Genomic DNA, 19,298 nt, shown 5'->3' on the forward strand with positions numbered 1-19,298 from the left:
ATCAGAGCGGCAGCGCATCGTCGTCCTCGTTCTGCGTGGGCATTGCCGAAGGACTCGGCACGGCCGGCCGGCCGCCATGTGCCGGCGACGTCGTGGTGTGGTCACTTCCGTGCAGCGTAAGGCCACCGCGCCGTGCGTGCACCCAGGTAGCGCCTGGCGCCTCGCCGGCAGATCCGCCCGTTCGGTCCGTGTGCAGCCTGCCCTCTATCGTCACCAGCCGACCTTTGGCGAGTCGTCGTTGCGCAATACGCGCGTCTTCGTCGAACAGGCGCACATGCACCCACTCGGTGTGTCGATGCTCGGTGCCATCCTTTGCATGGAACAGTTCGTCGATCGCGAGGCGAATCTCTGCCACAACGCCGCCTGCCCCTATCGCCTTGACGACCGGATCGGCCCCTAGCGTGCCTGTGGCGATGAACATTTGATAGCCGTGGTTCACGCCGCGGCCCGCTGGTATAGGGCGATGAGGTCCGCCGCATTTGCGGCCACCAGCGCCTCGGCCATGTCGGGGCACACGCTGTTGCCGATGAGCCGCACCTGGTCGGTCTTGGTGATGGGGCGCCATTCGGCCGTGCCGTCCGCCGCAACGAACAGCCCGCGATCGAGGATGTAGGTCTCGGGGAAGCCTTGGGCGCGCTTGAGTTCAGCGGGCTGCAGCATGCGCAGGGTGATGTCCACCAGCACGTAGTCGCCCACCAGCACGATGTCGGCCGGCTCGATGAACTGCTCGGGCAGGTACTTGTGCAGCAGCGCAGCGCACTGGCGCGCGCGCTCCATCTGCTCAGGCGGCAGGATGTTGGCCGGCACCTGCACGACCTGCACCAGGCCCATCCTGGCCTTCGTGGGCAGCGTGTGCATCGGTTCGTCGCAGCCCTGCCACTGCCCTCCTTCGCGGTAATACTTGATCAGGTAGGCGCTGACGAGCCGTTGCAGCGATCCCTGCGCGCAGACGGTAGCCGCGGGGTGGCGCAAGTCGCGGCCGTCGCCATCGTAGAAGCCGCCATTGGCTTGCTCCAGGAACGCCGACACCACGGCTTGTTCGCCGCGGTTGGCGCCGGTCACGGTGCGCATCGGTTCGCCGGCGGCGTAGCCGTCGCGCTCGCCTTGGTGGGTCAGGTGGGTGAGGTGCGCCGACACCAGCCCCATGGCATGCGCCGCACCCGCCGGACGCGCCATGTCGCCGCCGGCGGTGATGGTGTGCAGCGGCTCCTGCAGGCCGCTGCCGATGCTGTTGGCGCGGAACTTGGTGACGTGCGCAGCGACAACGGCGTGCTTGTTGGTGCCCACGATGGTGCCCAGCGGTGCGGCCGCGTCTTGGGTGCGCGCCGCCTGGCCGGCGCGCTCGCCGTATCCGATGGTCGCCATGTGGATGGCGCTGAGTGCGAAGTGGCCGCCCTTGACCTGTGCCAACTGCGTACGCAACGGTTCGGCGACATCGAATACGCGCTGGTTGGAGCCGTTGGCGCATTCGTGCAGGAAAGGGGCCATGTGCAGGTTGGCGACGGCCTGGCCGTTGGAGGCGGTGACGGTGGCGAGCGGCGCCTGGGCATCGCGTGCCCCGCTGCCCCAGCGCTGCGCCCTGCCCGGCTGGCCCTCCCCATGCGCGGCCTGGACCATGACCGGCGCGCAAAGGCCATGGTGCGTCCCGCCGCCGGTGATCGTCGACAGCGGCTGCGCCGCTGCATGCGTCGCGTGGTGGGCCGGAGTCGTGCCGCGCATTGGCACAATGAACGGCTCCGCGGCCGACAGGACGTGCCGCCAGCAGCCTTTCGCGATGCGACGTTCGGTGTTCGCCGCGAGCGGCTTGGGGCGATCGAAGATGCTGCGCCCCAGGTCGCCGAAGTCGATGCACTCGGCTGCCATGCGCCACCGCGGGCGTTCCCCGCCCTTCCGGTCATGGGTCGGCTTGGGCCAGACGATGGGCGCGCCGTCGCACCTAGCGACGAAATAGAGGCGCTTGCGGATGGTGCGGGTGCCGTAGTCGGCCGCGACCAGCTCGCGCCATTCCGCGGTGTAGCCAAGCCCCTTGACCAGGCGCTGGACCGGCACGTGCATGCCGATCTCGGCGCGGATCTCGGGCATGTCGGGGTGATCGGCCGCCAGGCCCGTGGTGAGCGCGGCGACGAATGCGCGGAAGGTGCGCCCCCGCTCGGCCTTGATGGGCTGTTCGTTCTCGTCCAGCGGCCCCCAGTCGCAGAACTCTTCCACGTTCTCCAGGAAGATCATGCGCGGGCGGGCGGCGTCGGCCCAGCGGATCACTACCCAGGCCAGCCCGCGCACCTTGCGGCTACGCGGCTTGCCGCCCTTGGCCTTGCTGTGATGCCGACAGTCGGGCGACGCCCACAGGATGCCGACCGGCCTGCCGCCGGTGGCGGTGAGCGGGTCCACCTCGAAGACGTCGGCCACGTAGTGCGCGGTGTCGGGATGATTGGCGCGATGCGCCGCCAACGCGATGGGGTTGTGGTTCACCGCGACGTCCGGGTGCCGGTACGCGCGGGCGATGCCCAGGCTGGCGCCGCCGCCGCCGGCGAACAGGTCGACGACCAGTTCCTTTTGAAATGGGAGGGCGTAGTTGCTGCCGTCGGCCATGGTTTCGAGTTCCTTGGTGCTATGCGCGCGTGGAGCGCTGCAGTTTGATGTAGGCCTCTGCCTCGGCGCGGTTGATGCCGAGCGCGTGCATGAGGTCGTAGGTGGGAGCGTCGGTGGCGGCGGTCTGCTGCATCGCCAGCGCCTTGAGTTCGGCGGCGCGCTTCCAGCCGATGTTCAACGCCCGGGCCAGCGCGGCAGCGCTGAACAACTCGGGGCGCGGCGCGATCGCCAGCAGGTCGGCGACAGACGGGCCTGTCACCGCGCCGCCCTCCCCTTCGGCTTGTCGGGCAGCGCGCACAAGCGCTGCAGCAGCGCGTGGTGCTGCTCGCGGGTAATTTCGAGCGTACTGGTGGCTCCGACCGCACGCAGGTGCATGCGGTAGGTGTCCTGGTCCAGGCCTTTCTGGCCATGCGCGAGTTTGCGGATGGCCTTGACCAGGGGTTTGCTGATCCAGCCCACGGCTCAGGCTCCTGCAGCTACGATGCGTTGCGCCGGGATCGGCCATGCTCCCCATCCCCACGCCTGCTTGTCCTCGGTTGGGTGCTTGTCGGTCCGCGGCCTGCTGGGGCAATCCCAACTACGGCCGCGGACGCTCCACAGGAACTTCCAGCCAGCTGCGCGCAGGCTCGCACCAGACTCGCTGGCGAGGATGTAGGTCAGGCCGCGCCTGTATCCCTTCGCCTCAGCTACGCGCTTCGCGGCTGCATAGAGCATGCTGCAGGCGTTTGGCGCACCGTCCGTGCACAGGCGCGTGACTTCCACCGTCAGGCCATCATCCAGGGCGCGCGCCACCGGACGGCCGGAGACCGCGACGCCGACCAAACGGCCCGCGTCGTCGTGCACTGCTTGGCGCCACAGCGCACCGACTGGCACACCGTGGTGTCGGTGATGCGCGCGGACAAAGTCGTCTGCAAGATCGCGGGTAATCGGTCGTAGCTCTAGCATCAGTGCACCTGCCCAATCGGGTTGCGTTGGCGTATCCACTCGCCGAAAGTGACACCTGAATCCGCGTTGAGGAATTCACGATATCGCCGCTGCGCGCGAGTCAACTTGCGCTCACTCCCAGGCTCGGGCCGCGCCGCTGCTCGGCCCTCCTGGGTGACGGTGAACAGGTCGGCGCCACCAGTCAGCGGACTGCCATTGCGGCGGACCATGAGGCCCATGGTCGCCAGTTGCATGCACAACGGATGGTCGCTGCTGCCCTCGCCGGTCACGAAGTGGTTGCGATAGCAAGGCGCGCGGCCATCCTCGCCAGTTCCCAGGGCGTGCCGGAGGATGTGCAGGAGGTTCGGAGCCAGGTCATCCATCGCTGCGACCCTCCGCCGCCTTCGATAGCGCATGGGCTGTGTGGCGAGCGTAGGTTGCGACTGCGCGCCAGTACGCGGCCATTGGCCCTTTGCGCTTGCGCCACGCCTTTTCCGCCTCAGCATTCGCCTGATCGCGCAGTTGGCGCATCACCGACTCCATCCGCGCTCGATCCGACGCTGGCAGGGCGCGCAAAGCTTGGCCGGCTGGCAGATCGAGCAATGGATTGACGTAGCCCATCACCGCACCTCCGGAGACGACGCGGCGGCCATGGCGGTGTCGATGGCTGAATCAAGATCATGCCCGGGAGCATCGAAAGCGATGTCCAAGGACGGTGCGCCGAGGTTGTGGGCCATGTCCGACTCCCAGGCCCGAACACAGTTTCGCTTGAGCCACTGATACCGCTCTGCCTCGCGCCGCACGTCTTCTGCCACCTGCAGTTGCGAATTCAAAGCGGCGACGAGGGCGCGCATGTCGGGATCATTGTCGTATCGACCTTCCCTGGCCCTGCGGGCAAACAACTTCTCCCCAGCCTTTTCGTACTCGGATGCCAGCAGTTCGCGCGCCAGTTGCTGGATATCAGCCATTACGCACCTCTGTGTCGGTGGTGATCGCCTTGATGGAGGCCACGCCGACGATGCGCACGCCCTCGTTCTGCAGGACGCGGCGCAACTTGCCGATGGCGCTTTCCCCCGCCTGCCGATAAACCTGCGCCAGGTCACAGCCATCGCCCCAAGACCCGGCGCGGACCTCGACGGTCACCTGCACCAGCGCAGAGGTGGACGTGCGGATGGTCGGCTTAGCCATTGGACCTCCCCTGGCTGTCGATCAGCGCCAGAACCTCGTCCTTCCGTGCCCAGTGCGAAACCTCGGCGTAGTCACAAGAGCCGAACAGCCACCCGTTGTTCCACGGATCGCCGGGCAAGTACGAACTTTCCCCGATGGTCCACGCGCGGCCTGGCGTGTCGGTGTACCGGAAGCGCACCAGTACGTCCCCGTGATCGCCGTAATCTTCTTCGGTCGGCAGCCGCTCGCTGACGCTGACCCAGAGCGCCGCTGGATCAACCTGCGCGGGCGGGGTGGTGTAGAGCGGCGTTCCGATGGGTAGAGCCGGCTTGATGATGTCGCTGGTTCCGTTGTCGTTGTAGGTCTCTTGCGAGACCACGGCCGCAATCCCTTCCTCGCGCCGCCAGTTCTCGTCCACACCCTGTTGCTCGGCAGGCGCTGCCTTCCCTCCCCAATAGGTCATCGGCCGGCCTTTTTCATCCGTAATTCGGACTTCCGAATGCTGCTCCGCCTGCGGCTGCGCTGCGGGCTGGTTGACGCCGCGCCACGCCAGTTCCTCGATGCGGCGCAACTGGTCTTCGCCCAGACCAGAAACTACGCCTACGATGCCGCGGAACCAGTCTCCGGGTTGCGGCACGCCAGCGCCAGCAGGCGCAGCCTGCAGCGCGTTCCAACCGGCGATCAGCGCGTCGTAGGTGCGGGACGGCAAGCCGTCAGCATTGACCCCGAGTTCGGCACAGGCGGCCGCCAGGGCGCGCTCCAGCGCTTCGGGTGTCATGGTCGTTGTGTTCATTGCGCGCTACCTTCCGTTGCTTGGGGACTCTGCAGATGGCGCACCGCCCAGTCGCGCATGCGCTGCCAGCGGTGTTCCGGCGACTCGCTTTCGCCGTACGGGAACAGGTACTCGCCGGCCTCGTCGTTTTCGTAGACGACCTCCTGTGCCAGTTGTTCGGCGATGTCCAACGCCGACGCGGCGCGGGACGGGCGGAAGTCGTGCGGGTCTGCCGGCTGGCCCAGATCGACGCCGCGCAGCGCGGCCACGGCGCCGAGCGCACAGAAGCAGCCGTTTTGCTCCACCGCATGCGCAATGAGTTTTTTCTCGGGGAGGGCGTCGAGGGCGGCGACCAGGTCGCGCAACAACTTCTGCCCGCGCGCACCGCGCATTGCCGATGCGACTTGGGCACGCCAGCGGCCCATGGCCAGCGGGTCGTCGTTGTCGTCGGTGTATCCGCTGCGGCTCATGCGTCGCACCCCTTGCCGACTTCGCCGGGCGCGCCGGCGGCGGTGAACTCCTCCCAATGCACCCACCCGCGTTCCGGGCAGTGGAAGCCCCACTGGCGGCAGGTCGGCCCGAACAGGAACAGGGTCCAGCAGCCGTCCAGCGCATCCGCGCCCTCGCGTAGCAGCTCGATGCGATGCGCATGCGTGGTTGGCAGGTATCGCAGGCTGCCGGCGCCGAACACCTGCCGCCGGTGAATGCCGCCGGCGGCGATGGTGTGTTCGACGTACCTGCCGGTCAGGATGAAGCTCACCGCCCACGACGGATGATCGTGCAGTGCCCGGTCGTCGTCGTCGCGCAAGAACTGGTGCAGGTACAGGTTGGGAAGCCAGCGGCTCACACGCACCACGGCACGCTGCCAGCGTGTGCGCTGGTCCGCCGGCACGTCGCGATACCACCCGCGCCAGGGGGTCAGATACCACCGGCGCAGGTAAGCGCCACCCACGGCATTGGCGCCAACGATGAAGTCCGGACCGCGCGCCCACGCTACCGACTCCAGTAGCCAGGAGAACAACCACGCCGCAATCCGCTTAGACATGGCTGACGCTCCGCAGGGCCGCTTCCTGCGCCTGGACCGCGCCCGAGGCACTGTCGGCATGGTGCAAGGCACTGCGCTCGGCGCCGGCCTCGCGTAGGGACTGCAGCGCGATGGCGTTGATGCACTCCAGGTGTTCGGCGCCCACTTGGCGCAGGGTGCGCGCCCAGCGGCGCAGCCGCACCTGCGGCACCGGTTCGTGGCCGTCACAGGCGCGCTCGATCTCGCGCGCGATGCGCAGCAGGTCCATGCCGTTGGCCTCGGCGCGGGCGGCCAGTTCGGTGAGGCTGAGGCCTGCGGGCCGGCTAGAGTGGCGGCGGCCCAGGCGAAAGCTGAGGATGGCGGTGATGCAGCAGATCAGGGATGCGATGCCGCCGGCAGCGGCGAGATAGGCGTTGATGCTCATGGCGCGATGACTCCACGTCCGGGAGAAAGGGGGATCAGTTGGCACTGATCGCTGGGGATGCTGTAGCGGGCGACCCTGCAGGGCTGCCCATGGCGGTTGGTGACGGTGATCTCTTCGCTGCGCACGTCGTGCCCGGCCTGGCGCAGGTCGAACACGCGGGCGCTGGCGCGGGCAATGCCCAGGTCGTGCCAGATTTCGGTTGCGGTCATGGGCCGCATGCGCAACGCTTCGCGCAGCATTTCGTTCTGGGCCTTGCTGGGCATGGCGGCCTCGCTCAGATCGTGATGGGCGCGATGAAGTGCGCGCCGTCGTCCTTGTCGGTCTGGTCGGCGTACAGCAGCCAGCCGCGCTGCGGCGCGCCGTCGGTCGGGGGGTGGAGGGCCACGGTGTTGCTGTCGATGGCCCCCAGCGCGGCGATGAGCCGCCGCGGGTCCACGCCGGTGCGGAACTTGCCGGGTGCTTCGATGACGGCCTCCGCCAGCGACTCGCGGTTTTCCTCGGCGCGGTCGGCGAGGATGAGTTCGCCGGCCTGCAGCATCAGCACGACTACCGGCAGCCCCTTGGCCTTAGTCTCGCCGTTGAGCCAGGCGAACGGCATGAAGCGGCGCAGCGCGGCCAGCAGTTCGTCGCGCTTGATCCGCACTGCCGCAGCGTCGTAGCGGAAGGCCTTGATGGTGGACGTCAGTTCCAGGGGCTTGGCGCTCAGCAGCCGGGCGGTCATCTGCCGGGTGCCGTGGGTAATGCGCAGCAGGCCGGCGACCCCGCTGCCGATGTTGGCCGCCTCCAGCGTGGCGCCCTCCCCCAGCATGTCCAGCACGCGGCGGGTCTGTGCATCCGGCAGGGTGATCGCCGGGCCGCGGTAGTCGATGCGGGCGAAGGACATGGCGTTGCCGTCGCTGCCCCACACGAACCCGGCATCGATGTGCAGGCCGCGCAGCGCAGGCCGCAGGTCATCGTCCGTGGCCGAGTGGCTGACGGCGCGGATGGCGGCGGCCAGCGCGCCGACATCGACGGCCAGCGGCATCCAGCGGGTGTCGTCCTGGTCGGGCCACTGGTCGGCCGGCAGCGCCGGCACGCGGAAGTGGCTGCGGCCGCGGCTGACCTTGCCGTCGCCGCCGATGCGGATCTCGCCGTCGGCGGCCGCGATGGGCCGCAGCAGCGATTCGCGCAGCAGGATGGTGCCGGCTTCGTCGACCTGGGCGGCGATGGACTCGCGCACGTAGACCGACAGGTCCGTGGTTTCCAGATGCAGGGTGTCTCCGGCCGCGTGCAGGCGCGCATGCAGAATGGCGTTGTGAGGCGTGTTGGACGGGGTGACGCTGGTTTTGAGTGCTGCGGCAAGTTCGCCGGCAGAAACGGTGGCGCGCATTAGGCAGGCTCCGCAATGAGGGGTTGTTGGGTCGGCGTGGCGAGGGCGGCGTGGTAGGCGTCAACGACTTCCTGGGCGATAGGCAGGTACAGTGCGTTTTCGTCGCTGCAGTGCGCCGGCAGGTCGTCGTCGTGGTCCTCGTCGAAGACCACATTTCCATCCAGGTCGGTGATCAAGGCGATGGAATCCGCGTCGGCATGATCTGCGGCGTCCAGGTCGGTCAGGTTGCGCGCGTAGCTGTACGCGAACAGCCTGAGCCGCCCGCCAACAGCGAACCCCATCTGCAGGTGATAGGTCACGTGCATGCCGCCGCTGATCGGCAGAACGAAGACCCTGCGGCCCTCGCAAACCAGTTCCATGGCGTCGGCCAGTCGCCAGTTGCCCGCCTGGGCTTGGCGCATTGCATCGCGCTGGATGCGCGTCAGGGTGGTGGTCATGGGGTGGCCCTACGGATGGGTGCGACGTTGGACAGCGGCAATGCGCGCTGCGGCGGCAGAGCCGGCACCGGTTGCCCGTGCTGGCGGCACCACTGGCGCAGGGCGTCGTCGAACTCGGCGTGCTTGCCGGTCTGGCTGCAGGGGCATTCGATGAGGTGGCCGCCGCCGGCGCCGATGCGGCGGGCGTCGTGGATGTGGCGGGCCGTGTGGCCGGCGCGGCAACGCGGCAGCGGCGCGGGGTGCGTGATCATGCGCTGAGTCATGGTCAATCGCTCCCACCGAAGAAGCGCGGGAACGTTCCCCCCTCGGCGATCTCGCCCTGTAGCGCTTCGCGGAACGTGCGCACCTCGCCCGTCGGGTTTTCGTCCTCGTCGACCTCAGCCATCTTGAGTCTGTCGAGGTCTTCATCGCTCAGCGCGGTCGGATAGTCGCGTGGGTCGCCAGTCGCTTCCTCGTGGGTGCAACCGGTGTCGGTCATGTAGGCGGCCAGAATGTCCGCAGCGCTGCCTGCGCCGATCCAGTATTCGTAGTCGTTGATCTGCCAGACGCGGATGGTTTCCGTGTTCATTCGATCGCTCCCAGGGGCGCCAGGGTGCGGATGGCAGCGCGCTGCACTTCCGCGGCGTGGGCGCCGTAGACGTTGACGGTGGTCGACTTGTGCTTGTGTCGCGCGAGCGCGCTGGCCGCGTCGAGGCCTGCGCGTTCGACGGCCTCGCCGAGCCGCCGGTGGCGGAACAGGTGGGGGTGCAGTCGGCTGATCCCGACCGCCGCGCCCCGCTCGCGGACCATGCAGTACAGCGCCTGCCGGGTCATCCGGCGGCCGCGCAGGTTCACGAACAGTGCCGGTTCCTCGGGCGCCGCGAGCTGCGGACGGACACGGCGCCATTCCTGGATTGCACGCACCGTCTGCGGCTCGATGCCGACGACCTCGCTTTCGCCCTCCACGCCGCCTTTGGGCTTGACGTAGACGCGGCTCGCCTCTTCCAGGACGACATAGCGGACCTGGCGCGCGTCCGTGTCGAGCAGCACCACCTCGCTGGCGCGTAGCGCGGCGTCCAGCAACAGCAGCAAGATGGCGCGATCGCGGATGTCGACCGGCGTTTTCGTCCCCACCTCTGCGATCACCTGCTTGAGCGGGGCCATTTCCGGTGCCACCACCGTGCGCGGCCGGAACTTGATGCGCACATCAGCCGCCGGGTCATGGGTGATGTAGCCATTGCCCTTGCACCAGGCGAGGAACGTGCGGGCAGCGGCCAGGCGGCGCGACGCGGTGCGCCGCGACCACCCCAGGTGCTTCAACCCGTCGTCCAGCCACAGATTGACCAGGCGTTCGCTGATCAACTGCACCAGGGTGATGTCGAACCGCGACAGATATGCCCGCATGCGCTGCAGATCCGCGGCGTAGGCCTTGATCGTGTTGTCGCTGGCGCCACGCAGGTGGATGTGGTCCAGATACTCGGCAGCGAGGGTGGCGATGTCGCCAGGGAGCGAAGCGGTGGCCATGTTCACCCCTCCCCCGCCGCGCGTGCCGCGTGCGCCTGCGCTTGCTCCGGCGTCGCAGGCACGAAGCGGGGGTGCGCCACGCCGTCGTCGGTCACCACCTCCAACTTGTGCGTCTGAAATAGGCCGCCGAGCGTCCAGTTGCACGGCGCTCCGTCGGGTTCCTTCCGCGGGCTGCCGGCGTTGGTGAAACGGCCAAAGCAGGAGAAGCCGAGGTATTTCTCCACGGCAGCGAAGTCCTGGCCGGCGCCGGCCGCGATGAGGTCGCGCGCCGATTGCACGGTGCCGCACATAGGGCACACCAGCGCAAGATCATCGCGCGGCACGCCCTGGGCCTTCAGGGCATCGTGGAACTGCGTGAGGGTCATTCGCTCCATGGCGTCAGACCTCCGCGTTCGAAATGGAGAAAGCGGCTTCGAGCGTGCAGAACAGGCGCCGCAGTTCCGCGCTCATCACCGCGAACCGCGCCTCCAGTTCTGCCCTGACGCCCTCGGCGTCGCTGGCGTCCAGCTTGTCCACCGCACCATCGAGGAAACGCAGCTTCCGCACGGTCAGGTCATCGCCGATCACGCCGGCGATGGTGTCATCGAGTTTCAGCGCCAGGCGGGTGACCTGCTTGCCTGCCTCCAGGTGCTTGGCGATCTCGTCGCCGCGCAGTTCCTGGTGCTTGCAGTTGACCACCGCGCCGCCCTGCACCGGATCAGCGAGTTGGCACTCTTCGCCGATGCTGAGGCCAGCGGGCAGCGGGTTGCCAGCAACCCAACCCGTCAGCACCGCGCGCGGCGCCACCTCGGCGTTGAGCGGGAGCGCGGGGAAGCTGCCCAGTAGGTTGCGGATCTCGGATGCGACGCCTTCGGCCGCCTTGCGGCTGGCCGTGTCCACCGCGATGTAGCCGTGCTGCAGGTCCAGAAGCGCGTCCACACGCGAGGTCTTCACGAAGGCGCGCGGCAGGAGGTCGAGCAACACCTCATCCTTCAGGCGCTTGCGCGTGCGGCCGCCGGGGCGCCGGCCCTCTTTCTCGGCGACTTCGTCGATCCGCTTGGCGAGCGCGTCGGCAACGACCGACCCCGGCAGCATCCGATCCTGGCCGCCAACGGCCAGCCACAGGAAGTCGCCCAGGCGGTGGGACAGCACGTCCGCATGGTCGCGGCCCAGCGGCGAGACGAAGCCGCGCGAGGACATTTCCAGCGGGCCTACCGGCTTGAGTTGGTGTTCCTGCAACAGTTCCGCGATGGCGGAGACATCCAGCGTCGAGGGGAAGCGGAAGAGCGTGAGATTGCGGAAAAACATGCGTCAGCCCTCATCGTTGATGATGCGTTGCGCCTGCACCAAGCGCGGGATGGTCTGGCCGTCGTCGGCCACGCGATTCATGGCCTCGGCCAGCGTGTAGCCCTTCGCCTTGATCCATGCGGGCTTGTTGAGGACGATCGCGGCGGCCAGCGCTTCGCCGGTGGACAGCGGCCCAGGGCCGCGCAGCTTTTTGGCAGTGCGCGCGCAGCGCAGGACGTGGTTAAGCTCCATAGCGCCGCCCTCCCCGCCCGCACTGCAGGTCCACGGCGGCGAAGCCGGCACGCTGCGCCGCATGGCGGTTGCCCTTGGTGGCGCGGTACTCGGCCAGCGCTGCGCGCTCGGCCGGTTCCGGGCTGACGCCGTGCCGCAAAGCATCCATGCGCGCGGCGTGCACGACACGGATGCGGTAGCTGACGACCGGGAAGCCCGCTGCTTGCGGGGCACCCGTAGTTGTGGTGCACTTGGACACGATCACTCTCCTGCCTGGGGTTTGGTCTCAGATGCCACCGGCGTTCGTGCGCCGGTGGCATCGTTCTTTGGGGCGGAACTGGCCGCATGCGGGTGCAGCGCGTCCCTTGTGGCCGGCGGTTCTCCCGCATCCGGCGCTCGGGTGTGTTCGGTGATGGACAGCGTGCCGGCCTGGGTGATGCGGGCCTTGCGCGCAGCGAGCAACAACTGCAGGGTGGCGCGGCGGTCGATGGACTCGGCGCCGCTGAAACGCACGCCCTTGAGCGCGGGGGAGACGCGCAGCCCGTCGGTGCTGACGAACACGCCGTCCTGCGGCACCGGCGAGAAGCCAGCCGCGCGACAGCAGCGCTCGAACTTCCTGGCGAGCATGTCGCGCATCAGGCGCGCCCCTCTTCGATGTTGAGATAGCGGGCGTGCCGTGCGGCATCTGCTTCGGTGCGGAACAGGCGCAGGCGCCCTGTCGGCGTGGCCGACTCCAGCGGCTTGCCGACCGGCTTGCCGTCGGCGTCCACGCGCTCGAAGCGCACCATCTTCCAGCCGCCGCCCGGGTGGCCGGTGGCGAACCACTTGGTCCAATCGGTCGCGTCGCTCATTCGGCGTCGCCTTCCGCGTGGCTGGTCGGCTGCTGGCCGGGAGGGGTTGGGGGTTGCAGCTCACTACCGAACTGGGCGGTCCCATCCTTCCGGATCGACCAGCCTGCCGGCGTTCCCGTGCCATCTGCAGGCCGGAAGTTGCGCGACCTGATTTCGTTGCCGCGCTCGCTCGCCTCGCGCCGCCAGCAACGGACCTCCCATATCCACCCGCGCACACGGATCGAGACGTGATAGCCCGCCTCGTCCTGCTTTTGGGCGTACGACCACGCTGCCTCACGGCTCGGGAACGTCTCGAATATGTCGGCGGTCTCGCGCCGGCGAAACAGCAGGATGGCGACCAGCACCATCACCACCGCGGCAACCACGCCCCACGCCAGTGCGTTCATGGCTGCACCGCCCGCATCAGGATGCGCCGCTCCGGCCCCGGCGGGAGCGCGTTGGCAATTTGCGCCGTCAGAGTGACGCACACGCCCTGGACGGCGTTGATGGCGTTGAGCGCGGCGGCGAAGTGCGGCTGGTCCTCGGGGCCGATGCCGGTGCCGTCGGCGAGCATCGGCAGGATGCGCTGCACCGCTTCGGCGGCGTTGCGCATGAGGTCGCAGGGCGTGTCCACCTGCCCGACTAGGTCGTCGGAGCAAGGCGGCTTGTGCGCGAGCAGCAGGCCTGCCCGATCCAGCAATTGCGTGAGCAGGTGTTCCCGCCACTCGGGAGGCAGCGCGGCGAGCAGCGCATCCTCAATGTCCACCGGCATGCGAATCTCGCCGGCCAGCATGCGCTTGATCGTCTGCGTGTTGAGCCGCTGGCAATGATCGTGCTGGGCCGCGGTGGAAGCGATCCGGAACTCCACGATGCGATCGTCGACTGCAACGTGCGCGTGGTAGTGCGATACAACCGCGTTGGCGTACTCGTTCCACTGCAGGCGCGCGCGCAGCACGGCGTCGAACACGCCTGTGCCGATCAGTTGGCTGCGGGTTGGCTGGTGGTCGGCCATGGTGGTGATTGCTCCGGTTGCGCGGCTCAGCCGCGGGCGTTGACTTGGGCCAGCACGTCGTCGTGCGACATGCCCTGGCATTGGGCGCGGTACAGGCACAGCAGCCGTTCTTCACGCTGCTGGATCAGGCCGTCGACGCGGCCGTAGGCCGCCACGACATCGCCGGTGATGGCCTCGAGCGCTTCGCGCAGGGCGCGCACCTCGGCGGCGGTCTCGCGCATTTCGGCGCTCGGCAGCGGGATCAACTGCACAGCGTGCTGGATGGCGTAGCTCATGGTGCGGCGGTCTCCGATACCGCGGTTTCGTGATTGGCCGGCAACGGCGGGATATGTTTCAGGCCGCCATGCGAATTGATGACGCGCGAAATAGAGGTTTTGGCCCAGCGGGCGCCCCCGTTCGGTGCGCGCACGCCCTGGCGGTACAGTTCGTCGGCGATGGCGTCGAGCGACGTCTGCTTGCCGCCGTGCGGGCCGCGCAGCGCGACGATGCGTTCGCGGTGCGGCCACGTCTCCGGATCGCGATACAGCGACTGGCCGACCAGCCGGCCAGCGGCTTCGTCGAAGCGCCCGCCTACGGCGATGCACCCATACGGAGTGGTGCCGTACACCTGGCCCCGCTCGCGCAGGTTGGTGTGAATGCTGCGCGTGCGCTCGCGGATGGTGTCGCGCTCGTACTCGGCGATGCCCAGCAGCATGGTGAGCATCAGGCGGCCGTGTGGCGTGGTGGTGTCGATCAGCTCGCTAATGCTCTGCAGGTGCATGTCGCGGCTGTCCAACTCATCGCGGATGAAGTTGAGGCCGTGCTGCGCGTTACGGAACAGGCGGTCAAGACGGTAGACGACGACCACGTCGGCCTCGCCGCTGCGCAGGCGGCGCAGCAACTCCCTGCCGCCCGGGCGCTTGTCCAGCGCGATGCCGGCGCTGACGCCGCGATCGGCGATCACGTCGACAAGGGTGTGCCCGAACAGGTCGCACCACTGCCGGATGCGGTCCGGCTGGAGCGCAAGGCTGTGGCCCTGCCCGGCCTGTTCCTCGGTGCTGACGCGGATGTAGCCCAGGGCACGCATCACGATGCCCTCCCCGGCCGGCGGTAGAGGTCTTCGAGGGTGAACTCGCGGTCGAACAGGTCCACCAGTTGCACGCCGAGTTCGGGGACCGGGCGTGTCGCGTCCGACTCCCACTGCGCAACGGCGCCCTTGCCGACGGGCGGCTGCAGGCGCTGGCCGAGTTCGCGCTGGGTCCAGTTGCGCGCGATGCGCGCGGCACGGATGGGGTGAGGCTTGATGGCGGAGGTCTTGTTCATCTTGACCGTAAGTATAGATGGTCTATACGGTCTGTCAAGACCAGCTAAACCCCCGTCGGTTCAGCCCGTCTATACTTGCGAGGTGAACACTATTGGCGCTCGGATGCGCGCAGCCCGCGAGACCGCAAGGCTTTCGCAGACGGATGTGGCGTCTGAACTGGGGGTAACGAAAGGTTCCTTGTCGGCGTGGGAGAACGACAGGAACTATCCGCAGTTGCAGGCGTTCATGCGTCTGTGTGAGCTATACGGGACGTCGGCCGACGCGTTGTTGTTCGCCGCGGCCCCCGCCGCGGCGCCGGCAGCGCATGTGCATTACCGAGTGGCAGAGCCGCGTACGCATTACGATGCCGGCGTGACCAGCAAGGCGCATCGCGCGATCGATGCGTTGTCCGAAATGCAGGTGCGTGGCTTGCTGCTACTGCTGGGCGTAGACAAGGAGGCTGCAGATGCTGGACCGATGGCTGGACAAGGCCGCTGACCGATACGACGCGCGCAACGCCGCGCCGCAGGCGCGCGCCCCTGGGGGACTCGGCAGTGCGGTGGTTGGGCTGGCCTGGGTGCTGGCGCTGATCGGGGCCATCGTCGGCGCGGTGCTGTTGGTCTCCGCTGCCACGGCCGCGACGCCGGCGGCGCAGGCGTCCAGTGCCGCACTGGGCATTGGCTGCGCGGTAGTGCCCTACGTGCTGGCACGCGCCTGCCAGTATCTGCACCGGTGACCTTCAGGCCACGGCATTGACCGTGGCCACCGCATCCGCCGCCATGCGCGCATACAGCGCGCTGGTGGGGTGTGTGCCGTCGACGGTTGGGTACGACGCGGTGCCATTGGTGAGCCATCGCAGCGGGTCGCTGGCGTCCCGGATGGACGGCCAACTGATCGCGCCATCGAACTGCGTACCCACGCTGCTGGTCAGCCATGCGTTGTACTGCGCAGCCGTGCCGCCGGTGCCCCAACTTGCCGCGCTGTAGGCCTGGTTTGCTGCCGTGGCCCAGTTGTCGGTCGACGTCGTGCGCGGTGCCAGGTGCCCCGCAATGACCTTGCGTATCCGGCTTCCGGGCGCCTGCTTCAGCGCGGCTATGCCGCTGAGTATGCGCGCCTGCAGGGCCGCCAGCGTCACGCCGTTACCCGCGGTGCCCAGGTCGTTGGTGCCGTACATGACGATGGCACGGTTAGCGTAGCGCGCGTAGCTGGCGTAGCGCGGGGTCTGCGCCATCACCGTGGATACGCTGCCGTGGACCGCCACACTGCAGAACGCATGTGCCTTGCCGTCGCCCAGATCGGCCAGCAGGATTCCCGGATAGCCCAGGCCGGTGACCCGGGACACGCCGCTGGTATCGCCGGTGCCCTGGCTAATGCTATCGCCCACGATCAAGCGCACTGGCGGTTCCGCGCCGGCGAATTGCGCCAGGACCACGGGGCTGTAGCCACCGGTACGGCTGGCCGGCGCAGTGCCGGTGAAGGTCCAGGCGCCAGGGGCATCGATGTCGCTGGGCGTGGTGACGGCCGGGTCGAACCAGCGCACTTGCGCGCCGCTCTGGGAGGTGTGCCGCGCGCTCGTCGGCATGTACTGTCCGGCGGCGGCCATGGTGATGCGCACCTTGACGTACAGCGTGGCGCCACGCGGGATGACAGGCACGCCGAATGCGCTGGCCGGGATGATGTCCGACAGGACGTCGTAGGCGCCGTCGGCCAACACGATGCCGCGCGCTCCAGCGAAGCGCGCCGGCACCACCACGCCGTTGTACTCCACGGACACCGCATCGATCGGCATGGTGTTGCCGAGCAGCGTTTCCACACTGGTGGCGCCCGGCAGGCACCATGCGTCATGCCGCAACCGCAGCGCCTGGACATCACCCGAACCGACGATGTACGGCCATCGCACGCAATAGCCAGTGCGGCTGGCCTGCGTGTCCTTGGCGTTGTGGATGACGTTGTTTGCCGTGCCGTACAGCCATGCGCGCGGCCGCCGCGGCGCGAGGCCGCGGCCAAGGCCGGTTGATAGCGCCAGTTGCATCAGAGCAACGCGATGAGGCTGGCGGTGGTGCCGGTCGCCTTGACGGCGCGCACGCGCAGCGGAATGACGCTGCCGGCGCTAAGGCCGCTGAGCGTCACCTGCGTGCCGGCCAGCGTCACGACCACCGCGGCGCCATCGCCGCCAACGTACAGCGACCGCGCGGGCTTGGGCAGATCCGTGCCATCGCTCGGGACGATGGCATAGGCGTCGATGGCGGGACTGGACACGCCGGAACTGGGGTCGGCCATGGCTATTCCTGGGTGGGCTGCTGCGGTGGGGCGCGATCGGCCTGGATCACGGCTTGGGTGGCGTGGACTTGGTCGTCGGCGTCTCGGACGATTTGAACAAGAGCGCCCGCAATCTCGCCTCGAAGTTCGGCGGGCGCATCACGTTCGACGGCGCTGGCGGCAGCTTCGGACAGACGGGCGGTGTGGCAGGTGGCGAGGTCGTCGCGCAACTGCAGATTGCCAGCGCGCAAATCAGCAACAACAGCAGCAGGTACGCCCTGCGCCGCGGTACGGGCTTGTTCATGGGTTGCTCCGATGTCGGCCATGGCTTGGCCCTGTGTGTGTTCCTGGCGCCGCGCGTCGGTCTGTGCTTTCGCTTCGACCTGGGCGGCCTCGGTCGCGGTGTTTGCGGTGTCCAGGTCGGCGCTGCGGTCGCGCCATTCGACGCCGAAGAAGAACACCCCAACGGTCCATGCAGCGAAGAGGATGGCGATGATGGCTGCGCGGTTCATGCTTCAACCTCGGGTAGGTCAACGGTCTGCCCGGCGAGTGCATGCGTGCAGTCGCCCAGGAATTGGATCTGCCCGTCGCGCACGAAGGAGTGGCAGACCACCTGTGTGCGCTCCGGCCCCCAGTGGTACGTCGACAGGATCGATGGCGAAAGCGTTGGTCGCGTCAGGTCTCCGTTGAACCCCCACTGGGCCTTCCCCGTGTAGTGTGGAGACCGTACGCGATCGTCGGGACACCAGTCCGTCGGCAGCATGTGCGCGCCCGCGACGCACCCCGGGCAATCGATCATCACGCCGCAGTAGCGACCCTCGATATCGCAGACGATGGACGCGCGTGCCATGTCACTGGTCTCCTGCATGCTGGCGGCCTGCAATGTTGAAGAAGTAGCCCACGACCCCACCCAGCGCGGTATTCAGCCCGCCCAGCAGAAGGGAAAACGCGTCGCGGTTGTTCTCGGGAATGCCGACGGCGACCAGCGCCGCCATCGCCATGCCGTACAGGAACAGGATCATCACTGCGATGCCGATGCGCCCTGCCCCCACGTTGCGCCTGGCCCAGCTCATGCCGCGATGGCCATTTCATGGAGCCGCGAAATGCTCCAGTGGTACAACTCGGGGTCGATGATGCGCGCGCGCTTGATCACGGCGCCGTTGCGGTTGTAGGTCCGCACCTCGGTGCTTTGCTGGATCGCCAGCAGGATGAAGTCCACCTGCTTGCGCGTACTGTCCGGCACCTGCAGCAACTCGATGGCCTCGCGCACCTGGCTGCTGATCGATTCCAGCAGTTTGCCGGTCGGTCGTGCATTGGGCGTTTCCGCAAGCTGGATGACCCGCTCCAGCCCCGCGATCGCTTCGCGCCGGCCCGGCATCAGTTGTCCTGCGCCGCGTAACGCAGGTTTTCCGCTACGCGCCGGGTCCATCCACGGCCGAAGCGATCGAACGTGCCCAGTTGCGCGTAGAACTCCAGGCGCGCGGCGTTGAACAGCAACGCCAGGTCCGCCGCCGGTGCCGCGGCTACCGCCGCCAGCGTACGCGGGCCGATTACCCCATCGTCGGCCACACCGGCAGCACGTTGCAGCCAGCGGATCGCGTTGCCGACCCCATGGTTGACCGCGGCGTCCAGCACCTGGAAGGCAATCACGCCGGGCAGCTTGTCGCCCTGCAGCCGCTGCCAGAAGTCGCGCCGGTAGATTTCGATGGCCTGCGCGCGGGTGAGCGCGCGGATGTCGACGCCAGGATAGGACCGCTTGCTGATCCCCCACTGGGTTTCGCCGCCCGGGTCTTTCGGATCGTTGACGTAGCCGCCTTCGTGGGTGAGGACGCGGGCGATCAGGCTGTCGAATTGGCTCATTGGCGGGCGCCCAGGACGTGCATGCGCGCATTGCACGTGCGCGGGGCGGAATGCGTCTAGGCCCAGCGAGTCACGGAGGGAACAACGACGGCCCGCGCAGGTACTGCACTCGGATCTCCTGCTGCCACTTCACCGCCCAGGCCTCCACATACCGAATGGCCGCCGTCTCCGAGCCGAGGAAGACATACCGCAGCCGATCGCAGCCACAGTTGACGGCGATGCGGTGGTGGCCATTGCTCAACGGGGTCGTCATTGCGATGTTGCAACCGTTGAAGACGAGCGCCCAGCCATCCAGCCATTCGCGCCAGGTGAAGTCCGCCGGAAGTTCCATCCGCGCATGCTATCGGCC

The 19,298-nt window shown here is 68.1% G+C and carries 40 protein-coding genes; 2 read left to right on the forward strand and 38 right to left on the reverse strand.

The window, feature by feature from the left end; translation table 11 throughout:
- Position 1: 1 nt before the first annotated feature.
- Genes GGR71_RS12285 through GGR71_RS12425 form a run of 30 tightly spaced genes read right to left on the reverse strand, consistent with a single transcriptional unit; the run spans position 2 to position 14,850 of the window.
- A complete protein-coding gene (locus GGR71_RS12285; protein ID WP_184451976.1) occupies positions 2–421 on the reverse strand; it encodes a single-stranded DNA-binding protein in 420 nt (139 codons plus the stop codon).
- Between the two features lie 14 nt (positions 422–435).
- Positions 436–2,589 (reverse strand): DNA cytosine methyltransferase, encoded by a 2,154-nt coding sequence (locus GGR71_RS12290; RefSeq protein ID WP_160960730.1) that lies wholly within the window; start codon positions 2,587–2,589, stop codon positions 436–438.
- Between the two features lie 19 nt (positions 2,590–2,608).
- A complete protein-coding gene (locus GGR71_RS12295) occupies positions 2,609–2,848 on the reverse strand; it encodes a hypothetical protein (protein ID WP_160960728.1) in 240 nt (79 codons plus the stop codon).
- Positions 2,845–3,048 carry a hypothetical protein gene (locus GGR71_RS12300; RefSeq protein WP_160960726.1) on the reverse strand — a complete coding sequence of 68 codons (204 nt, stop codon included), beginning with the start codon at positions 3,046–3,048 and terminating at the stop codon, positions 2,845–2,847. The genes GGR71_RS12295 and GGR71_RS12300 overlap by 4 nt, the downstream gene beginning before the upstream one ends.
- A 3-nt stretch (positions 3,049–3,051) precedes the next feature.
- Entirely contained in the window at positions 3,052–3,534 is a 483-nt protein-coding gene (locus tag GGR71_RS21085) for an XF1762 family protein (protein ID WP_343160824.1), read from the reverse strand.
- A complete protein-coding gene (locus GGR71_RS12305) occupies positions 3,534–3,896 on the reverse strand; it encodes a hypothetical protein (protein ID WP_160960724.1) in 363 nt (120 codons plus the stop codon). The genes GGR71_RS21085 and GGR71_RS12305 overlap by 1 nt, the downstream gene beginning before the upstream one ends.
- Positions 3,889–4,134, reverse strand: coding sequence for a hypothetical protein (locus GGR71_RS12310; RefSeq protein WP_160960722.1), 246 nt, complete (start codon positions 4,132–4,134; stop codon positions 3,889–3,891). The genes GGR71_RS12305 and GGR71_RS12310 overlap by 8 nt, the downstream gene beginning before the upstream one ends.
- The gene (locus GGR71_RS12315) at positions 4,134–4,481 is read right to left on the reverse strand and encodes a hypothetical protein (RefSeq protein ID WP_160960720.1); all 348 of its coding nucleotides are present in this window, start codon (positions 4,479–4,481) and stop codon (positions 4,134–4,136) included. Before GGR71_RS12315 ends, GGR71_RS12310 begins: the two co-directional genes overlap by 1 nt.
- Complete coding sequence (locus GGR71_RS12320) at positions 4,474–4,701, reverse strand: hypothetical protein (protein ID WP_160960718.1); 228 nt, start codon at positions 4,699–4,701, stop codon at positions 4,474–4,476. The genes GGR71_RS12315 and GGR71_RS12320 overlap by 8 nt, the downstream gene beginning before the upstream one ends.
- Positions 4,694–5,473, reverse strand: coding sequence for a DUF551 domain-containing protein (locus GGR71_RS12325; protein ID WP_160960716.1), 780 nt, complete (start codon positions 5,471–5,473; stop codon positions 4,694–4,696). The genes GGR71_RS12320 and GGR71_RS12325 overlap by 8 nt, the downstream gene beginning before the upstream one ends.
- Positions 5,470–5,922, reverse strand: coding sequence for a hypothetical protein (locus GGR71_RS12330; protein ID WP_160960713.1), 453 nt, complete (start codon positions 5,920–5,922; stop codon positions 5,470–5,472). Before GGR71_RS12330 ends, GGR71_RS12325 begins: the two co-directional genes overlap by 4 nt.
- Positions 5,919–6,497, reverse strand: coding sequence for a hypothetical protein (locus tag GGR71_RS12335; RefSeq protein WP_160960711.1), 579 nt, complete (start codon positions 6,495–6,497; stop codon positions 5,919–5,921). Before GGR71_RS12335 ends, GGR71_RS12330 begins: the two co-directional genes overlap by 4 nt.
- Positions 6,490–6,900 (reverse strand): hypothetical protein, encoded by a 411-nt coding sequence (locus tag GGR71_RS12340; RefSeq protein WP_160960709.1) that lies wholly within the window; start codon positions 6,898–6,900, stop codon positions 6,490–6,492. Before GGR71_RS12340 ends, GGR71_RS12335 begins: the two co-directional genes overlap by 8 nt.
- Positions 6,897–7,163 carry a helix-turn-helix domain-containing protein gene (locus GGR71_RS12345; RefSeq protein WP_160960707.1) on the reverse strand — a complete coding sequence of 89 codons (267 nt, stop codon included), beginning with the start codon at positions 7,161–7,163 and terminating at the stop codon, positions 6,897–6,899. Before GGR71_RS12345 ends, GGR71_RS12340 begins: the two co-directional genes overlap by 4 nt.
- An 11-nt stretch (positions 7,164–7,174) precedes the next feature.
- Positions 7,175–8,269: a beta clamp domain-containing protein gene (locus GGR71_RS12350; RefSeq protein WP_160960704.1), complete on the reverse strand. Its 1,095-nt coding sequence runs from the start codon at positions 8,267–8,269 to the stop codon at positions 7,175–7,177.
- On the reverse strand, positions 8,269–8,706 hold the full coding sequence (locus GGR71_RS12355; protein ID WP_160960701.1) for a hypothetical protein: 438 nt from the start codon (positions 8,704–8,706) through the stop codon (positions 8,269–8,271). Before GGR71_RS12355 ends, GGR71_RS12350 begins: the two co-directional genes overlap by 1 nt.
- Positions 8,703–8,957 carry a hypothetical protein gene (locus GGR71_RS12360; RefSeq protein ID WP_184452007.1) on the reverse strand — a complete coding sequence of 85 codons (255 nt, stop codon included), beginning with the start codon at positions 8,955–8,957 and terminating at the stop codon, positions 8,703–8,705. The genes GGR71_RS12355 and GGR71_RS12360 overlap by 4 nt, the downstream gene beginning before the upstream one ends.
- Positions 8,958–8,971: 14 nt before the next feature.
- Positions 8,972–9,274: a hypothetical protein gene (locus GGR71_RS12365; RefSeq protein ID WP_160960699.1), complete on the reverse strand. Its 303-nt coding sequence runs from the start codon at positions 9,272–9,274 to the stop codon at positions 8,972–8,974.
- Positions 9,271–10,209, reverse strand: coding sequence for a tyrosine-type recombinase/integrase (locus GGR71_RS12370; RefSeq protein ID WP_160960696.1), 939 nt, complete (start codon positions 10,207–10,209; stop codon positions 9,271–9,273). The genes GGR71_RS12365 and GGR71_RS12370 overlap by 4 nt, the downstream gene beginning before the upstream one ends.
- Before the next feature lie 2 nt (positions 10,210–10,211).
- Positions 10,212–10,583 (reverse strand): VVA0879 family protein, encoded by a 372-nt coding sequence (locus tag GGR71_RS12375; protein ID WP_160960694.1) that lies wholly within the window; start codon positions 10,581–10,583, stop codon positions 10,212–10,214.
- A gap of 4 nt (positions 10,584–10,587) precedes the next feature.
- Positions 10,588–11,496: a recombination-associated protein RdgC gene (locus GGR71_RS12380; RefSeq protein WP_160960692.1), complete on the reverse strand. Its 909-nt coding sequence runs from the start codon at positions 11,494–11,496 to the stop codon at positions 10,588–10,590.
- A gap of 3 nt (positions 11,497–11,499) precedes the next feature.
- Positions 11,500–11,727 (reverse strand): hypothetical protein, encoded by a 228-nt coding sequence (locus GGR71_RS12385; protein WP_160960690.1) that lies wholly within the window; start codon positions 11,725–11,727, stop codon positions 11,500–11,502.
- Positions 11,717–11,965, reverse strand: a complete 249-nt coding sequence (locus GGR71_RS12390; protein WP_160960688.1) for a hypothetical protein — start codon at positions 11,963–11,965, stop codon at positions 11,717–11,719. Before GGR71_RS12390 ends, GGR71_RS12385 begins: the two co-directional genes overlap by 11 nt.
- A 2-nt stretch (positions 11,966–11,967) precedes the next feature.
- A complete protein-coding gene (locus tag GGR71_RS12395) occupies positions 11,968–12,342 on the reverse strand; it encodes a hypothetical protein (RefSeq protein WP_160960686.1) in 375 nt (124 codons plus the stop codon).
- Complete coding sequence (locus GGR71_RS12400; protein ID WP_160960684.1) at positions 12,342–12,557, reverse strand: hypothetical protein; 216 nt, start codon at positions 12,555–12,557, stop codon at positions 12,342–12,344. Before GGR71_RS12400 ends, GGR71_RS12395 begins: the two co-directional genes overlap by 1 nt.
- Positions 12,554–12,943: a hypothetical protein gene (locus GGR71_RS12405; protein ID WP_160960682.1), complete on the reverse strand. Its 390-nt coding sequence runs from the start codon at positions 12,941–12,943 to the stop codon at positions 12,554–12,556. The genes GGR71_RS12400 and GGR71_RS12405 overlap by 4 nt, the downstream gene beginning before the upstream one ends.
- Positions 12,940–13,548: a hypothetical protein gene (locus GGR71_RS12410; RefSeq protein WP_160960680.1), complete on the reverse strand. Its 609-nt coding sequence runs from the start codon at positions 13,546–13,548 to the stop codon at positions 12,940–12,942. The genes GGR71_RS12405 and GGR71_RS12410 overlap by 4 nt, the downstream gene beginning before the upstream one ends.
- 26 nt (positions 13,549–13,574) lie before the next feature.
- Positions 13,575–13,823 (reverse strand): hypothetical protein, encoded by a 249-nt coding sequence (locus GGR71_RS12415; protein WP_160960678.1) that lies wholly within the window; start codon positions 13,821–13,823, stop codon positions 13,575–13,577.
- Positions 13,820–14,614: a recombinase family protein gene (locus tag GGR71_RS12420; RefSeq protein ID WP_160960676.1), complete on the reverse strand. Its 795-nt coding sequence runs from the start codon at positions 14,612–14,614 to the stop codon at positions 13,820–13,822. Before GGR71_RS12420 ends, GGR71_RS12415 begins: the two co-directional genes overlap by 4 nt.
- Positions 14,614–14,850, reverse strand: coding sequence for a helix-turn-helix domain-containing protein (locus GGR71_RS12425; protein ID WP_160960674.1), 237 nt, complete (start codon positions 14,848–14,850; stop codon positions 14,614–14,616). Before GGR71_RS12425 ends, GGR71_RS12420 begins: the two co-directional genes overlap by 1 nt.
- A 103-nt stretch (positions 14,851–14,953) precedes the next feature.
- On the opposite strand from GGR71_RS12425, the gene GGR71_RS12430 reads away from it, so the two are divergent.
- Both GGR71_RS12430 and GGR71_RS12435 read left to right on the forward strand, forming a co-directional pair.
- Positions 14,954–15,328: a helix-turn-helix domain-containing protein gene (locus GGR71_RS12430; RefSeq protein ID WP_184451983.1), complete on the forward strand. Its 375-nt coding sequence runs from the start codon at positions 14,954–14,956 to the stop codon at positions 15,326–15,328.
- Positions 15,297–15,566: a hypothetical protein gene (locus tag GGR71_RS12435; RefSeq protein WP_160960668.1), complete on the forward strand. Its 270-nt coding sequence runs from the start codon at positions 15,297–15,299 to the stop codon at positions 15,564–15,566. Before GGR71_RS12430 ends, GGR71_RS12435 begins: the two co-directional genes overlap by 32 nt.
- A 3-nt stretch (positions 15,567–15,569) precedes the next feature.
- Here GGR71_RS12435 and GGR71_RS12440 read toward each other — a convergent pair whose 3' ends face one another.
- From GGR71_RS12440 to GGR71_RS12475, 8 genes are all read right to left on the reverse strand, one after another.
- Positions 15,570–16,862: an SGNH/GDSL hydrolase family protein gene (locus GGR71_RS12440; RefSeq protein ID WP_160960666.1), complete on the reverse strand. Its 1,293-nt coding sequence runs from the start codon at positions 16,860–16,862 to the stop codon at positions 15,570–15,572.
- Positions 16,862–17,110 (reverse strand): spike base protein, RCAP_Rcc01079 family, encoded by a 249-nt coding sequence (locus GGR71_RS12445; RefSeq protein ID WP_160960664.1) that lies wholly within the window; start codon positions 17,108–17,110, stop codon positions 16,862–16,864. Before GGR71_RS12445 ends, GGR71_RS12440 begins: the two co-directional genes overlap by 1 nt.
- Positions 17,111–17,112: 2 nt before the next feature.
- Positions 17,113–17,601: a DUF2514 family protein gene (locus GGR71_RS12450; protein WP_160960661.1), complete on the reverse strand. Its 489-nt coding sequence runs from the start codon at positions 17,599–17,601 to the stop codon at positions 17,113–17,115.
- Positions 17,598–17,939, reverse strand: coding sequence for a DUF6527 family protein (locus GGR71_RS12455; RefSeq protein ID WP_160960659.1), 342 nt, complete (start codon positions 17,937–17,939; stop codon positions 17,598–17,600). Before GGR71_RS12455 ends, GGR71_RS12450 begins: the two co-directional genes overlap by 4 nt.
- A gap of 1 nt (position 17,940) precedes the next feature.
- Entirely contained in the window at positions 17,941–18,111 is a 171-nt protein-coding gene (locus tag GGR71_RS12460; protein ID WP_160960657.1) for a hypothetical protein, read from the reverse strand.
- A 47-nt stretch (positions 18,112–18,158) separates the two neighbouring features.
- Positions 18,159–18,467, reverse strand: a complete 309-nt coding sequence (locus GGR71_RS12465) for a hypothetical protein (RefSeq protein ID WP_160960654.1) — start codon at positions 18,465–18,467, stop codon at positions 18,159–18,161.
- Complete coding sequence (locus tag GGR71_RS12470) at positions 18,467–18,949, reverse strand: glycoside hydrolase family 108 protein (RefSeq protein WP_160960651.1); 483 nt, start codon at positions 18,947–18,949, stop codon at positions 18,467–18,469. Before GGR71_RS12470 ends, GGR71_RS12465 begins: the two co-directional genes overlap by 1 nt.
- Positions 18,950–19,019: 70 nt before the next feature.
- Positions 19,020–19,280, reverse strand: a complete 261-nt coding sequence (locus GGR71_RS12475; protein ID WP_160960648.1) for a hypothetical protein — start codon at positions 19,278–19,280, stop codon at positions 19,020–19,022.
- Positions 19,281–19,298: the final 18 nt, after the last annotated feature.

This window comes from Xanthomonas sp. F1 (assembly GCF_014199855.1).